12 protein-coding genes and 1 pseudogene are annotated in these 15,280 nt (G+C 68.8%); 7 read left to right on the plus strand and 6 right to left on the minus strand.

The features are described from left to right. Positions 1-83: 83 nt before the first annotated feature. The 3 genes and pseudogenes from ACTJI2_RS15235 (at position 84) to ACTJI2_RS15245 (ending at position 3,254) form a co-directional block, all read left to right on the plus strand. Positions 84-776 (plus strand): ABC transporter ATP-binding protein, encoded by a 693-nt coding sequence (locus ACTJI2_RS15235; RefSeq protein WP_183644939.1) that lies wholly within the window; start codon positions 84-86, stop codon positions 774-776. A 12-nt stretch (positions 777-788) separates the two neighbouring features. Next, positions 789-1,946, plus strand: coding sequence for an ABC transporter permease (locus ACTJI2_RS15240; protein ID WP_183644936.1), 1,158 nt, complete (start codon positions 789-791; stop codon positions 1,944-1,946). Between the two features lie 10 nt (positions 1,947-1,956). Then, positions 1,957-3,254, plus strand: a pseudogene (locus ACTJI2_RS15245) (ABC transporter permease). 51 nt (positions 3,255-3,305) lie between these two features. Here ACTJI2_RS15245 and ACTJI2_RS15250 read toward each other — a convergent pair. Next, positions 3,306-3,944, minus strand: coding sequence for a nucleotidyltransferase family protein (locus ACTJI2_RS15250; RefSeq protein ID WP_440842621.1), 639 nt, complete (start codon positions 3,942-3,944; stop codon positions 3,306-3,308). Continuing rightward, a complete protein-coding gene (locus tag ACTJI2_RS15255; protein ID WP_440842622.1) occupies positions 3,941-4,906 on the minus strand; it encodes an XdhC family protein in 966 nt (321 codons plus the stop codon). Before ACTJI2_RS15255 ends, ACTJI2_RS15250 begins: the two co-directional genes overlap by 4 nt. Positions 4,907-4,996: 90 nt before the next feature. Between ACTJI2_RS15255 and ACTJI2_RS15260 the strand changes: the two genes are divergently transcribed. From ACTJI2_RS15260 to ACTJI2_RS15275, 4 genes are all read left to right on the plus strand, one after another. Then, positions 4,997-5,452 carry a (2Fe-2S)-binding protein gene (locus tag ACTJI2_RS15260; protein ID WP_440842623.1) on the plus strand — a complete coding sequence of 152 codons (456 nt, stop codon included), beginning with the start codon at positions 4,997-4,999 and terminating at the stop codon, positions 5,450-5,452. 56 nt (positions 5,453-5,508) lie between these two features. After that, on the plus strand, positions 5,509-7,713 hold the full coding sequence (locus tag ACTJI2_RS15265) for a molybdopterin cofactor-binding domain-containing protein (protein WP_440842624.1): 2,205 nt from the start codon (positions 5,509-5,511) through the stop codon (positions 7,711-7,713). Positions 7,714-7,723: 10 nt separating this feature from the next. Further along, complete coding sequence (locus ACTJI2_RS15270) at positions 7,724-8,302, plus strand: hypothetical protein (RefSeq protein ID WP_203323431.1); 579 nt, start codon at positions 7,724-7,726, stop codon at positions 8,300-8,302. Positions 8,303-8,505: 203 nt separating this feature from the next. After that, entirely contained in the window at positions 8,506-9,585 is a 1,080-nt protein-coding gene (locus ACTJI2_RS15275) for an alpha/beta hydrolase family protein (protein ID WP_440842649.1), read from the plus strand. A 24-nt stretch (positions 9,586-9,609) separates the two neighbouring features. On the opposite strand, the gene rarD is transcribed toward ACTJI2_RS15275, so the two are convergent. From rarD to lipA, 4 genes are all read right to left on the minus strand, one after another. Further along, positions 9,610-10,527 carry an EamA family transporter RarD gene (rarD, locus tag ACTJI2_RS15280; protein WP_141454171.1) on the minus strand — a complete coding sequence of 306 codons (918 nt, stop codon included), beginning with the start codon at positions 10,525-10,527 and terminating at the stop codon, positions 9,610-9,612. Continuing rightward, the gene (gene yedA / locus ACTJI2_RS15285; RefSeq protein WP_440842625.1) at positions 10,524-11,426 is read right to left on the minus strand and encodes a drug/metabolite exporter YedA; all 903 of its coding nucleotides are present in this window, start codon (positions 11,424-11,426) and stop codon (positions 10,524-10,526) included. The genes rarD and yedA overlap by 4 nt, the downstream gene beginning before the upstream one ends. Positions 11,427-11,694: 268 nt before the next feature. After that, a complete protein-coding gene (locus tag ACTJI2_RS15290) occupies positions 11,695-13,887 on the minus strand; it encodes a carboxy terminal-processing peptidase (protein ID WP_440842626.1) in 2,193 nt (730 codons plus the stop codon). A gap of 193 nt (positions 13,888-14,080) precedes the next feature. Next, entirely contained in the window at positions 14,081-15,112 is a 1,032-nt protein-coding gene (gene lipA / locus ACTJI2_RS15295; RefSeq protein WP_440842627.1) for a lipoyl synthase, read from the minus strand. Positions 15,113-15,280: the final 168 nt, after the last annotated feature.

Raw genomic sequence — 15,280 nt, forward strand, 5'->3', positions numbered from 1 at the left:
CAAAGTGGTTGGCTGCAACGCAAGACAACGCAATGCCGTGCGCGCGGNCGCGCGCCTCCGAACACCACAGAAGGGAAAACACGATGTCCTCACTGGTCACCATTCGCAACCTCGTCAAAACCTACCAGCGCGGTCCGGAAAAGGTGCAGGTGCTGCACGGACTGAACCTGGATATTCCCAAGGGCGATTTCGTCGCCCTGATGGGACCGTCCGGCTCGGGCAAGACGACCCTGCTCAACCTCATCGGCGGCCTGGACACCCCGACCTCGGGCGAAATCGAGATCGAGGGCCAGCGCATCGACAGCATGAGCGCCGCCCAGCTCTCCACCTGGCGCAGCCACCATGTCGGCTTCGTGTTCCAGTTCTACAACCTGATGCCGATGCTGACCGCGCAGAAGAACGTGGAGTTGCCGCTGCTGCTGACCAAGCTCGGCGCCGCCCAGCGCAAGCGCAACGCGGAAATCGCCCTGCAGCTGGTCGGCCTGGCCGAACGCGGCGCGCACCGTCCCAACGAGCTCTCCGGCGGCCAGCAGCAGCGCGTGGCGATCGCCCGAGCGATCGTCTCGGATCCGACCTTCCTGATCTGCGACGAACCGACCGGCGATCTGGATCGCCACTCGGCCGAGGAAATCCTGGACCTGCTGCGCCTGCTCAACCGCGAGCATGGCAAGACCATCATCATGGTCACCCACGATCCGAAGGCGGCCGAGTATGCGACCCACACCATCCACCTGGACAAGGGCGAGCTGGTCGACGCCCCTGCGCTGGCCCACTGACGGGAGGCGGCGATGAAATATCTGTCCCTGGTCTGGGCGCAGTTGTTCCGCAGCAAGACGCGGACGCTGCTGACCCTGTTGTCCGTGGTCGCGGCCTTCCTGCTGTTCGGCCTGCTGGATTCGGTGCGGGTGGCGTTCAACTCCGGCGGCAGCGTCGATGGCGCCAACCGCCTGGTGGTCGCCTCGCGCCTGTCGATCACCCAGTCGCTGCCGATCAACCTGCTGCCGCAGATCGAATCGGTGCCCGGCGTCCGCAAGGCCACCTACGCCATGTGGTTCGGCGGCATCTACCGCGATCCCAAGGATTTCTTCCCCAACTTCTCGGTGGCGCCCAACTTCTTCGACGTCTACACCGAGTACACGGTGCCGCCGGATCAGCTCAAGGCGTTCCAGGACACCCGCAACGCCGCCATCGTCGGCGAGTCGCTGGCCAAGAAGCACGGCTGGAAGATTGGCGACACCATTCCGCTGAAGGCCACCATCTTCCCGCGTGGCGGCAGCAACGACTGGCCGCTGGAACTGAAGGCCATCTTCCGGGTGAAGGATCGCAAGAACGTCGGCGCGGAAAACCAGTTGATGATGAACTGGAAATACTTCGACGAATCCAACGACTACATCAAGAGCCAGGTCAGCTGGTACACGGTGCAACTGGCCAACACCAACCAGGCCAACCAGGTGGCGCGCGCCATCGACGCGCTGTCGGCCAACTCGGACCACGAGACCAAGAGCCAGACCGAGTCGGCGTTCCAGCAGGCCTTCGCCAAGCAGTTCGCCGACATCGGCCTGATCGTCACCTCGATCATGGGCGCGGTGTTCTTCACCCTGCTGCTGCTGACCGGCAACACCATGGCCCAGGCGGTGCGCGAGCGGGTGCCGGAACTGGCGGTGCTGAAGACGCTGGGCTTCAAGGACGGCACGGTGCTGACCCTGGTGATGATCGAGTCGGTGCTGCTGATCGTGCTCGGCGGCCTGATCGGCATGGGCCTGGCGGCGGTGATCATGCCGGGCCTGACCGCGGCCAGCCAGGGCGCCATCTCGCTGCCGAACGTTCCCACCCAGACCTGGCTGGTCGGGCTGGGCCTGATGGTGGTCATCGGCATCGTCGTCGGCCTGCTGCCGGCGCTGCGCGCCAAGCGCCTGAAGATCGTCGACGCGCTGGCCGGACGCTGAGGAGAACGACATGCCCAACTGGATTGCAAACATCATCTCCGTCGTCGGCTTGGCCGTCTTCCTGGTGGTCTGGATCAACCTGCCGTGGTTCCTGGTACTGGGCCTGGCCGTGCTGCTGGCGCTGTGGCTGCTGCTGACCCGNTGGCGCTGGCCGCCGCGCGCATCGGCATCAGCAGCCTGCCGCAACGCTGGGGCGCGTCCTCGGTGATCGTGGTCGGCATCGCCGGCGTGGTCGGCGTGCTGGTCGCCATGCTGGCGATGGGCGAAGGCTTCAAGGCCACCCTCAACAGCACCGGCGACGACACCACCGCGATCGTGCTGCGCGGCGGTTCGCAGGCGGAAACCAATTCGGTCATCACCCGCGAACAGGCGCCGCTGCTGTCCAGCCTGCCCGGCGTCGCCAAGGGACCGAACGGCAAGCCGCTGATGTCGGCCGAACTGTCGCAGGTGGTCAACCTGCCCAGCATGGCCGACGGCACCGATGCCAACGCGCAGTTCCGCGGCGTGGGCGAGGAGGCCTGGCTGGTCCGCGACAAGATCAAGCTGGTCGAGGGCCGCAAGTTCGGCGCCGGCCTGCGCGAGATTGTCGTCGGCCAGGGCGCGGCCACCCAGTTCCGCGGCCTGAAGGTCGGCAGCAAGCTCAATCTCGGCAACCAGGAATGGACCGTGGTGGGCCGGTTCGCTTCCGGCGACGCGCACGACTCGGAACTGTGGGGCGACGCGCAGACCCTGTCGTCCACCTACAACCGCAGCGCCTACCAGTCGATCACGGTCAAGACCGACGGCAAGGCCGGCTTCGACCAGTTCAAGGCTGCGGTCGAGGGCGATCCGCGCCTGAAACTGGACGTGGAAACCACCCGCGCGTACTACAGCAAGCAGTCCGGGCAGCTGGCCACGATCATCAAATGGCTGGGCATCGTGATCGGCACCATCATGGCGATCGGCGCGGTGTTCGGCGCGCTCAACACGATGTACTCGGCGGTGGCCGGGCGCGCGCGCGAAATCGCCACCATGCGCGCGATCGGTTTCCGCGGCCTGCCGGTGGTCACCGCGGTGATGCTGGAGACGATGCTGCTGGCGCTGTTGGGCGGCGTGCTGGGCGGCGTGATCGCCTGGGCCATCTTCAACGGCTACAGCGTCTCGACCCTGGGCAGCAACTTCAGCCAGGTGGTGTTCCAGTTCAAGGTCACGCCCGAGTTGTTGTGGAACGGCCTGAAGTGGGCGCTCGGCATCGGCCTGGTCGGCGGCCTGTTCCCGGCGCTGCGCGCGGCGCGCCTGCCGATCACCACCGCGTTGCGCGCGTTGTGATCGCATCGGCGTGAACAGGAAAACGGCCGGCGCCTGCCGGCCGTTTTCGTTTCAGGGGGAAGGATCCGGCATCGCGTCCGGAACCGGATCGATCCAGCCACGTCGACGCGCTTCGCGCAGATCGTCCAGCGTGTCGATGTCACGGGCCAGTTCCGGGGCGTCGAGCAGGGCGATGTGCTCGTCTGCACGCGCCGCAAGCAGTCCGCGCAGTCCGCGATCGCCTTGCAGTGAGCTTGCCTGCGCCAACAGATCCGCCGGCACCCATGCCGGGACGCCGCGGCCCTCGCCGTGGCGGGTCGCCGCGCAGCCACGGACGATGAAGCCTTCGCGCAACGCGGCCAGGTGCGCCGCTTCCAGCACAGGCTGATCGCAGGCCAGCAGCAAGCAGGCGGATGACGAATCCGCGCATGTGGACGCCAGCGTCGCCGCGGCCAGACGCAGGCTGCTCGCCAGTCCTTCTTCCCATTCGGGATTGAACAGGATGTCCGCCGGCAGATCGCGCACCGCCGCGCTCACCGCTTCCGCATGCCCGCCGACGATTACAAGCAGCCGGCGCGGCGCGGTTTCCATCGCCAGCCTGACACCACGACGGACCAGCGTCTCGCCATCGCGGGTGAGCAGTTGCTTGGGCTGGCCGAGCCGGCGGCTGCCGCCGGCCGCCAGCACTACCGCGTCATGCGCCGATGTCATGCCGGCTCGCCGGCCAGCACCGCCTGCAACTGCGCGGCGATGCTGAGCGCGATCGCTTCCGGCCCCTGCCCGCCCAGGCGCAGGCCGATCGGTGAGCGCAGGCGATGACGCAGGCGTTCGCGGGTCGGCGCCGGCAGCACCTTGAACAGATCGTCGCGGCGGCGTCCCGGCCCGAGCAGGCCGATGAAGGGCAGCTCGGTTTCGGCCAGCGCCGCCAACGCCTCGCGATCCAGTTCGAAGTGGTGGTGCATCACCAGCGCGGCCGCATGGCCGTCTGCACGCGCGGCCGCGTCGGTGGGCGACACGTCCCAGGCCAGATCCGCCAGCGCAGCGTGCGGCCGCCAACGCGGGCGGCGTTCGGCCAGGGTCACCCGCCAGCCCAGTTCGCGCAGCCAGGGCACCAGCAGCGGCGTCTCCGGGCCGGCACCGCAGATCAGCACCTTCGGCGCGGGCCGGATCGCCAGCGCGTAGGCCGGCCGTTGCGGCGCCTCGGCGCCAGCGGCCACCGACAATCGCCAGTGCGCCTGGCGCGCGCCGACGCCGGCGCGCACTTCGCCGCCGGCATCGAAGGACCAATGCAGCGTTTCGCCGCCCCGCTGCCAGTCTTCCAGCAACGCCGCCAAGCCTGCCAGCCGGGCCAGCGGCAGCAGCGCCAGGTGCAGGCGTCCGCGGCAGCCGACCGCGGATCCGGACAGCAGGTCCTCGTCGTCGCGGGTGTCGATGTCCATCCAGTCCAGCGCGCCCGCGTCGGCCGCGGCCAGCGCGCGGCGCTGGATGTCCGGCTCCAGGCAGCCGCCGCTCAACCAGCCGGTCTGGCCGTCACGCGCACTGAACAGGGCCATCGCCCCGGCGTGCACGTAGGTCGATCCCTCGGTGTCCACCACCACCGCCAGGCCCGCGCCGGCATCGCCGGTCGCCACGGCCCGCAGGGCGGCTTCCAACACCTTGCGCTGGCTGGACATGGGCCTCCGAAAAAAGTCGCCGGATGTCTTGGCAATGTCGCATCCGCGGGCGTAATGTGCCAACTCCCCAGCCGACGCCAGGGATCGAGCATGAAACTGCACGTGAATGGTTCCGAGCACGAGGTCGCGGCGCCGCCCGACATGCCGCTGCTCTGGGTCCTGCGGGACCTGATGAAACTCACCGGCACCAAGTTCGGTTGCGGCATCGCCCAGTGCGGCGCCTGCACCGTGCACATCGACGGCGTCCCCTTGCGCGCCTGCGTCACCCCGGTCTCCGCGGTGGCCGGCAAGAAAATCACCACCATCGAGGGCCTGTCATCCGACGGACGCCATCCGGTGCAGCAGGCGTGGGCCGAACTGGACGTGGTGCAATGCGGCTACTGCCAGTCCGGCCAGATCATGACCGCCGCCGCGCTGCTGGCGGTCGTGCCCAGCCCCAGTGATCAGGACATCGACCAGGCGCTGGCGGGCAATCTCTGCCGCTGCGGCACCTACCTGCGCATCCGCGCGGCGGTGCACCGCGCCGCGCAGTTGGGCAAGGCCTGATTCCTCTTCCCCCCGTGCCGGACCACAAGGGCCCGGCATCCGATCGGAGAATGTTCGTGGACGCCAAGCCTGCGGATTCCGTCGCTTCCTCTTCCCGCCGCCAGTTCCTCAAGGCCGGCGCCGTCCTCGGCGGCGGCCTGGTCATCGGCTTCATCGTGCCGGCCGCCGGCCGCTTCGCGCTGGCGCAGAACGCCGCCGCCGCGCCGGCCACGGTCGCGCCGTTCGCGCCCAACGCCTTCCTGCGCATCGCCGCCGACGACAGCATCACCGTGCTGCTGTCGCACTCGGAAATGGGCCAGGGCATCTGGACCACGCTGCCGATGCTGATCGCCGAGGAGCTGGATGCGGACTGGACGAAGATGAAGGTCGAGCACGCACCAGCCGCACCGGCCTACGCGCATACCGCCTTCGGCATGCAGATGACCGGCGGCTCGACCAGCACCTGGTCCGAGTTCGATCGCTACCGGATGGCCGGCGCCACCGCGCGCGCATTGCTGCTGCAGGCCGCGGCCACGCGACTGGGCGTGCCGGTGGCCGAACTGAAAACCGAGAACGGTGTGGTGGTGCATGGCGACCAGCGCCTGCGCTACGGCGAACTGGCCGACGCGGCCGGGCAGCTGAAGGCGCCGGATCCGAAGACGCTCACCCTCAAGGATCCCAAGGATTGGAAGCTGATCGGCAAGGGCGCCAAGCGCCTGGACACGCCGGAGAAGATCACCGGTCGCGCGATCTTCGGCATGGACGTGCAGTTCGACGGCCTGCTCACCGCGGTGGTCGCGCGCGCGCCGGTGTTCGGCGGCACGGTGAAATCGTTCGACGCGACCGCCGCCAAGGCGGTGCCCGGGGTCCGCAACGTGGTGCAGGTGCCCAGCGGCGTGGCGGTGATCGCCGATCACTACTGGGCCGCCTTGCAGGGCCGCAACGCGCTGAAGGTGGAATGGGATCGCGGCCCGCACGCGGATCTGGACAGCGCGCGGCTGCGCGAACAGTTCGCCACGCAGGCGCGCACGGCCGGTGCGGTGGCGGTGCAGGCCGGCGATGCGGCCGCGGCGATGGCGCAGGCGGCCAAGGTGGTGGAAGTCGAGTACAGCGTGCCCTACCTGGCGCACGCACCGATGGAACCGCTCAACTGCACGGTGAAGATCGACCCCGAAGGTTGCGACATCTGGACCGGCACCCAGTTCCAGACCGTCGACCAGCAGGTCGCCGCGCGCATCACCGGGCTGAAGCCGGAACAGATCCGCATCCACACCACCTTCCTCGGCGGCGGCTTCGGCCGGCGCGCGACGCCGGTGTCGGACTTCGTGTCCGAGGCGGTGGAAGTGGCCAAGGCCGCCAAGGCGCCGGTCAAGACGGTGTGGCCGCGCGAGGACGACGTGCGTGGCGGCTACTACCGCCCGGCCTATGTGCAGCGCGCCAAGGTGGGCCTGGCCGCGGACGGCACGCCGGTGGCCTGGCAGCAGGTGATGGTCGGCCAGTCGATCACCGCCGGCACGCCGTTCGAGCCGTTCACGGTGAAGAACGGCATCGACGCGACCTCCGTGGAAGGCGTGGCCGATTCGCCGTACGTGCTGGGCACGCCCGCGCACCGGGTGGATCTGCATTCGCCCAAGACCGGCATACCGGTGCTGTGGTGGCGCTCCGTGGGGCACAGCTACAACGGCTTCGTGATGGAAAGCCTGGTCGATGAACTGGCGCACGCAGCGGGGCAGGATCCGCTGGAATACCGCCGGCGCCTGCTCAAGGATCATCCGCGCCACCTGGCCGCGCTGAACCTGGCGGCGGAAAAATTCGGCTGGAGCAAACCGGCGGCGAAGGGACGCGGCCACGGCATCGCGGTGCACGAATCGTTCGGCAGCTATGTCGCGCACGCGGCTGAGGTCTCGGTCGACAACGGCGTGATCAAGGTCCATCGCGTGGTCTGCGCGATCGACTGCGGCCTGGCGGTGAATCCGGACAACGTCAAGGCGCAGCTGGAAAGCGGGCTGGCGTTCGGCCTGGGCGCCGCGCTGCACGGGCGCATCACCTTCAAGAATGGCGAGGTGGAGCAATCCAACTACCACGACTATCCGGTGCTGCGTCTGCCCGAGATGCCGGTGGTGGAAGTGCACATCGTGCCGAGCACGGACAAGATGGGCGGCGTGGGCGAACCCGGTACGCCGCCGATCGCGCCGGCGGTGGCCAACGCGGTGTTCGCGCTCACCGGCCAGCGCCTGCGTGATCTTCCCTTCACCCTGGCCCCCGCGGCCAAGCCCGCCTGAGGATCCGACGATGCGCGCCGCCGCCCTCTTCTTCATCGCCTTGCTGTCGTTGCTGCTGGCCGCCTGCGGCCCGCGCATCAGCGCCGAACAGAAAGCGCAGGCACTGCAAGCCTTCGCCACCGTCGAGCAGGTGTTCCAGCATCCACGTTGCAGCAACTGCCACATTCCCGGCGATCAGCCTTTGCAGTTCGACAGCCAGACCCCGCACATGATGAACGTGGTGCGCGGTCCCGAAGGCAAGGGCGCGCCCGGCCAGCCCTGCTCCACCTGCCACGGCGAAGCCAATCCGCCGGCCGGCTACAGCGCGCACGCGCCGCCGGGCGCACCGCACTGGCAACTGCCGCCGCCGGATCACAAGATGGCCTGGATCGGCCTGCCGGCCCACGAGCTGTGCGCGATGATCCAGGACCGCAAACTCAATGGCGATCGCGACATGCCCGCGCTGATCAAGCACGTCGCCGAGGACAAGCTGGTGCTGTGGGGCTGGAACCCCGGCGGCAACCGTGCCCCGGTGCCAGTCCCGCACGACAAGTTCGTCGCCGCCTTCAAGACCTGGGCCGACGCCGGCGCCCCCTGCCCCTCCCCGTAGAGCCAAGCTCGCTCGGTGGCTCTTCGCACCCATCCACCCGCCGCGCCCTCGCGGCGCGGTGCGCCCTTTCCGCGCCAACCGCCCACCCGCCAGGCAAATCCCGGCTTAACCGTCATCTTTCTGTCATCGTTCTGCGATAGCGGCGACGGCTCCCGCGCCGGTAAGGTGCGCGACCGCTGTCCCTCCCCCCGATGATCGCCATGCTGCTGCGCCTGATCGCGCTGGCCTGCGTCTGCCTGTCGCTGGTCGGCTTCACCACTGCCCATCTGCCCGCCCTGTCGCTGAGCGAACGCCTGGCCGCGCCCGGCGGCGTGTCGCCGCTGCTGCCGCGCGATCGCATCGAGGCGATGTTCGCGCGCCTGCCGCATCGCGAGGGCTTCGTGCCGGTGAATGGCGTGCCGCTGTACTGGCGCGCGCTGGATCCGGGCGACTACGGCCTGCGCTACCGCTATGCCGGCGGCACCGCCGCCAACCGCATGGATTTCCAGCTCGACTTCGACGCGGCGGCCAGGCCGTCCGCGCAGAAGCCGCGCGGCACCGTCGTGCTGCTGCACGGCTGGATGATGGACGGTCGCTCGCTGCTGCCGTGGGCGCTGGAACTGGCCCAGGCCGGCTACCGCACCATCAGCGTGGACCTGCGCAACCACGGCCGTTCCGGCGTCGCGCCGTCCGGCTACGGCACCCGCGAGGGCGAAGACGTCGTGGCGATGCTGCGCGCGCTGCGCGAGCGCGGCGAGGTCACCGGTCCGCTGCACGTGATGGGCGTGTCCTACGGCGCGGCCACCGCCATCTTCACCGCGCGCGATCTCGGCGTGCAGGCCGGCGGCGTGGTGGCGATGGAATCCTTCGACAACGCCGGCAGCGCGATCCGCGACATGGTGCCGCACATGCTCACCCGCCCGGCGTCGAACTGGCGCGATCGCCTGGCCCTGCCGCTGGCGCGCTGGCGCTACAGCGGCGACAGCCTGAACGTCGCCATCGCCCAGGCCGACCGCAAGCTCGGCCTGGATCTGGACAAGGTGGACGTTGGCGCGGCACTGGCGCAGGCGCCGGCCTGCGTACTGCTGATCCATGGCGACGCCGACCGGCACATTCCGGTCGCGCATGGCCGCCTGCTCGCGGCGGCGTCCAAGCGCGCCCGCTACCTGGAAATCCCCGGCGAGGATCACCTGAGCCTGCCGATGCGGCTGGATCGGCTGGCGCCGACGGTGATCGACTGGTTCGAGCGCACGCCGACGGCGACGCCGGCCTGCCCGCAACCGCTGGCACCGGGCGGCGCCTGAGCGCGGCGCATCACTCCGAGCGCGCTACTCGGTGACCGTGGCCGCCACCGGCGGCCGCTGGCGCGAACGCCACAGCCCGTCGCCGGCGAAAATCAGCAGGCCGGTCCAGATCGCGGCAAAGCCCAGCGCCTGCGCCGCGCCGAACGGCTCGCGGAACACGAACACGCCGATCAGGAACTGGATGCTCGGCGCGATGTACTGCAGCAGCCCCACCACCGTCAGCGGAATCCTGCGCACGCCGTAGGCGAAGCCGATCAGCGGAATGGCGGTGACCACGCCGCCGAAGATCAACAGCAGATCGATCTGCCAGCCCCAGCCCTGCAGGAAGCCGCCGCCGTGGCCGTTCTCGCCCCAGGCCACGAACGCCAGCGCCGGCAGGAACAGGTACAGGCTTTCCACGCCCAGCCCGGCCACCGCGTCGACCGCCACCAGCTTGCGCACCAGCCCGTACATGCCGAACGACAGCGCCAGTCCCAGCGCGATCCACGGCGGCGAACCGGCCTGCCAGGTCAGCCAGGCCACGCCGATCAGCGCGAAGCCCACCGCGACCCATTGCAGGCGGCTCAGCCGCTCACGCAGCACCAGCACGCCCAGCAGCACGTTGAGCAGCGGGTTGATGAAGTAACCCAGGCTGGTCTCGACCACGTGGCCGGCATTGACCGCCCAGATGTACAAGCCCCAGTTGAACGCGATCAGCAGGCTGCTCAATCCCAGCGCGGCCAACGCGCGCGGCTGGGCGCGAATCGCGCGCAGCCAGCCCAGGCCGTTCTTCAGCACCAGCCAGCCGATCACCAGCAACGCGCTCCAGACAATCCGGTGGGCGATGATCTGGAACGAGGGCACCACCTTGAGCAGGTGCCAGTACAGCGGCACCACGCCCCACAGGACGAAGGTCAGGCTGGTGATGACCAGCCCCTTGCGATCGATACCGTGCTGGCTCACGAGCGCTTCGCCTTCGCCAGGGTGATCACCACCACGCCCAGCAGGATCAACGCCATCGCGCCCAGGTCATGCGCGCTGAAACTCTCGTGGGCGATCCACGCGCCCAGCGCCACCGCGATCACCGGGTTGATGTAGGCGTAGCTGCCGGCCACCGCCGGCCGCACGTTGTGCAGCAGCCAGACGTAGGCGCTGAAGGCGACGATGGAACCGAACAGCGCCAGGTAGCCCACCGCCAGCGTGCCCTGCAACGTCGGCCACTGGGTGAAGCGCTCGCCGATCGCCGTGCCCACCACCAGCATGATCACGCCGCCGCACACCATCTGCGCGGCCGCCGACATGAACGGCGACGGCAGGTCGCGGCCACGGCTCCACACCGAACCGTAGGCCCAGGCGATCGGCGCGATCAGCAACATGACCAGCCCCTTCGGGCTGGCGGTCAGCGCGCTGCCGGAGTTGAGCCAGACCACGCCCAGGAAGCCGATCACGATGCCCGCCCATTCGGCGCGGCTGGGATGCTGTCCGCGCATGGCGCCGAACAGGCCCATCCACAGCGGCATCGAGGCCACCGCGACCGCGGCCAGACCGGAGGACACGGTCTGCTCGGCCACGCACACGAAGCCGTTGCCGAACAGCAGCAGCGCCAGCGCCATGAAGGCCACGTTCTTCCATTGCGCGCGGGTCGGCGCGGCATAACCGCGCCAGCGCAGCACCGCGTACATCAACGTGCCGGCGACGATGAAACGGCCGCCGGCCATCAACAGCGGCGGATAGCCGCCTTCCAGGGCCAGGCGGATACCGAGATAGGTGGAGCCCCAGACGACATAGACCAGGGCCAGGGCGACGACGACGGCGACGCCACCGCGCGCGGGCGCGGCGGTGCTGGAAGCGGAGGAGTTCATGGGGGAGGCGCCAAGCGTATTGACGCTTATTCTAGGCCAGCCCCGACGGCCACGGCGCGACCCCACCGTTGAAAGCTTTCACGGTCCGCCTTTCATCTGGCTCAAGTCTCCCGCCCCATCCTTGTAGGAGCGACGTAAGTCGCGACCGTAAACCCCTTCCCCGGCGTCCCGGAAAACAACCCAACACCCCACCCCGCCGCGAGCACCCCCAAAAAAAAGCGCGACCCGAAGGCCGCGCTTTTCTCATCTCTACAAACCACGCCCGGCTTCAATCCGCCCAGCGTCCCGGTCCCGTCGATTCCGGCAGCACCTGCGCCGACAGCTTACGGTCCTGGTTCAACACGCCGATGGCGTCACCCAGGATCGCCGCCGATTCGCGCAGCAGCGGATCCGGACGCTTGTCGACCAGCTTCTCGCGGGCCGCATCCTTGACGATGTCGCGCTCGCTCGCGCCCAGGCCGTCGTCGGCCAGATCGTCGGCCAGCGGATCCAGCGCCAGTCCCAGCGCCTTGCGTTCGGCCTGGCGGGTCTTGCGCAGGGTGTCCTGCTTGTCGCGTTCGGCGCGGCGCTCGGCCTCGTTGAGCGAGACGTACTTCTTGGCCGCCTCGGCGCGGAACGTCGCCACATCCTCGGTCCACCACTGGAATTCCTTGTCCTTGGCCACGCGCGAGGCGTGCAGGGCTTCCAGCTTCGGCAGCAGCGGCGCGAAGTTGCCGTACTGGGTGTGCGGTACCGCGGCGATGCGGGTCCACGGCAGCGCGTTGTCGTAGGTGCTCTCGCCGTATTCGCTGGCGTCCACGCTCACCGGGAACGCCAGATCCGGCACCACGCCCTTGTGCTGGGTGCTGCCGCCGGCCACGCGGAAGAACTGCGCGATGGTCAGCTTGACCTGGCCGAAGCGCGCGGTCTCGTTGGCCGGCCAGCGATCCAGATCCACCATGTTCTGCACGGTGCCCTTGCCGAAGCTGGTCTCGCCGATCACCAGGCCACGGCCGTAGTCCTGGATGGCGCCGGCGAAGATCTCCGAGGCCGAAGCCGAACCGCGATTGATCAGTACCGCCAGCGGACCGTCCCAGGCCACGCCCGGCTTGCGATCGCTGTTGACGGTGACGCGACCGCCGGACTCGCGCACCTGCACCACCGGGCCCTTGTCGATGAACAGGCCGGTCAGCTCGACCGCCTCGTCCAGCGAACCGCCGCCGTTGTTGCGCAGGTCCATGACCACGCCGTCGACGTCCTGGGTCTTGAACTGGGCCAGCAGCTTGGCGATGTCGCGGGTGGCCGAGGTGAAGTCGTTGGGATTGCGGCGACGCCCCTCGAAGTCCTGGTAGAACGCCGGCAGCTTGATCACGCCGATGCGCCGCTGCGGCTCGCCGTTGGCGGCCGGCAGGGTGATGGTCTCGGCCTTGGCCGCCTGTTCCTCCAGCTTGACCTTCTGGCGGGTGATGGTGACCTGCGCGTGCTTGCCGTCGATGCCGGATTCGACCGGGATGTATTCGATCCGGACCTGGGTGTCCTTCTTGCCGCGGATTTGGGCGACGACGTCGTCGATGCGCCAGCCGATCACGTCGGTCATCGCGCCGGACTTGCCCTGGCCGACCGCGACGATGCGATCGCCGACCTTGAGCTTGCCGCTCAGATCCGCCGGGCCGCCGGGCACGATCTCGCGGATCGCCACCAGATCGTCCTGCCGCTGCAGCACCGCGCCGATGCCTTCCAGCGACAGCGACATCGACTGGTTGAAGTTCTCGGCGGTGCGCGGGGTGAAGTAATCGGTGTGCGGGTCGATCGCGCCGGTGTAGCTGTTGAGGAACGCCTGGAACACGTCCTCGCTCTTGAACTCGTCGACGGTGCGCTGCAGGTTGGCGTAACGCTTGTCCAGGGTCTTGCGGATATCCTCGGGCTTCTTGCCGGCCAGCTTCAGGCGCAGCCAGTCGTTCATCACCGACTTCTTCCACAGCGCATCCAGTTCCTCGGTGCTGGCCGCCCACGGGGCGTCCTTGCGGTCGTACTCCCAGCGCTGGTCGCCGCTGAAGTCGAAGTCCTGCTTGAGCAGCGAGCGCGCGTAGGCCACGCGCTGCTGCACGCGCTGGCGGTAGATGGTGAAGACGTCGTAGGCCGGATCCAGTTCGCCGCTGCGGACCGCCTCGCCCATCTGCGCCTTGAACGGCGCGAACTTGGCCACGTCGGCGGCGGTGAAGAACTGCTTGCCGCCGTCCAGCGCTTCCAGGTAGCGCTTGAAGATGTCCGCCGACAACGTTTCATCCAGCGCGCGCGGGCGGTAGGCGTAGCGGCTGTCGGACAGCAGGCCGTAGACCAGCTTGGAGGTGGTGGCCTGGTCCGCGGTGGGCGCGGTTGGCAGCGCGACGCGGTTGTCGCCATCGCCACGCGCCAGCAGCGCCAGCGGCGACGCCAGCGCCAGGGACAGCAGGAGGACGGCGGGGACTTTCTTCACTTTCATCGGGTACTCGCGGCCCGGAGGCCTTGCAGGAGAACGGCGGGGACATCTGACAGCCAGACAGTGCCCAAAGTTGCGGCGCTTGTCATCCCTGTCTTTCGGCAGGCGGATGGGCCTGCCGAAAGAGACCCTAACCCCGGGCCCGTAGAGAAAAGTGAACCTGTTTCGGCTGGCCGTCCGTCGGCCAACCCGCGGTTCAGCCGGCAGCGGCGTTGCGGACGCTGGCCGCGGCCTCGGCGGCCTGGCGATCGGCGTGGTAGGACGAACGCACCAGCGGGCCGGAGGCGACGTGGCTGAAACCCAGCTCGTTGCCGTAGAGCTCCAGCTCCTTGAACTCTTCCGGCGTCCAGTAGCGCATCACCGGGTGATGGTGCGCGGTGGGCTGCAGGTACTGGCCGATGGTGACCATCTCCACGTCGTGCGCGCGCAGGTCGCGCAGCGTCGCCTTCACCTGCTCCATGGTCTCGCCCAGGCCCAGCATGATGCCGGACTTGGTCGGCAGCTCCGGATGCTGCTGCTTGAACTTCTGCAGCAGGGTCAGCGACCACTGGTAGTCGGCGCCGGGGCGCACGTTGGGGTACAGGTCCGGCACCGTCTCGATGTTGTGGTTGAACACGTCCGGCGGATTCACCGCCAGGATTTCCAGCGCCCGGTCCATGCGGCCCTTGCCGCGGAAGTCCGGGGTCAGGATCTCGATGCGGGTGCCCGGCGAATGCTCGCGGATGGCCGCGATGCAGTCGACGAAATGCTGGGCGCCGCCGTCGCGCAGGTCATCGCGATCCACGCTGGTGACGACGACGTACTTCAGGCCCATGTCGGCCACGGTATGCGCCAGGCTGAGCGGCTCGGACGCATCCGGCGGCTTGGGCCGGCCGTGGGCGACGTCGCAGAAGGAACAGCGGCGGGTGCAGACCTCGCCCAGGATCATGAAAGTCGCGGTGCCGTGGCCGAAGCACTCGTGGATGTTCGGGCAACTGGCCTCCTCGCACACGGTGACCAGCCGGTTCTCGCGCAGCTTGGCCTTCAGCCGCGCCACCGAACCGTCACTGGGAATGCGCACGCGGATCCACGACGGCTTGCGCAGCACCGGCGCGTCGGCGAACTGCACCGGCGAACGGGAAATCTTGTCGCCGCCCAACTGCTTGACGCCCGTTTCCAGCGGGGCGGAGGCGGCGGCGGCGGTGGAAACGACCTGGAGGGGAATCTGGCGCGGGGAGGACTCGTTCATGGCGTGAATTCTACGCCTCCCCCACCCCACCGACAGCCGCCCTACCGGAATCCAGCATTGCGGCCACACCGCGCTGTTGCGAATCCCCAATCCCGAATCCCAAATCCCGGGCATAAAAAAGCCCGCAATGGCTAGGCCAGTTGCGGGCTTGCTCCCTCCCCCACGTCG

The sequence above is a fragment of the Pseudoxanthomonas sp. 22568 genome (assembly GCF_052044485.1).
GTDB classification, from domain to species: domain Bacteria; phylum Pseudomonadota; class Gammaproteobacteria; order Xanthomonadales; family Xanthomonadaceae; genus Pseudoxanthomonas_A; species Pseudoxanthomonas_A beigongshangi.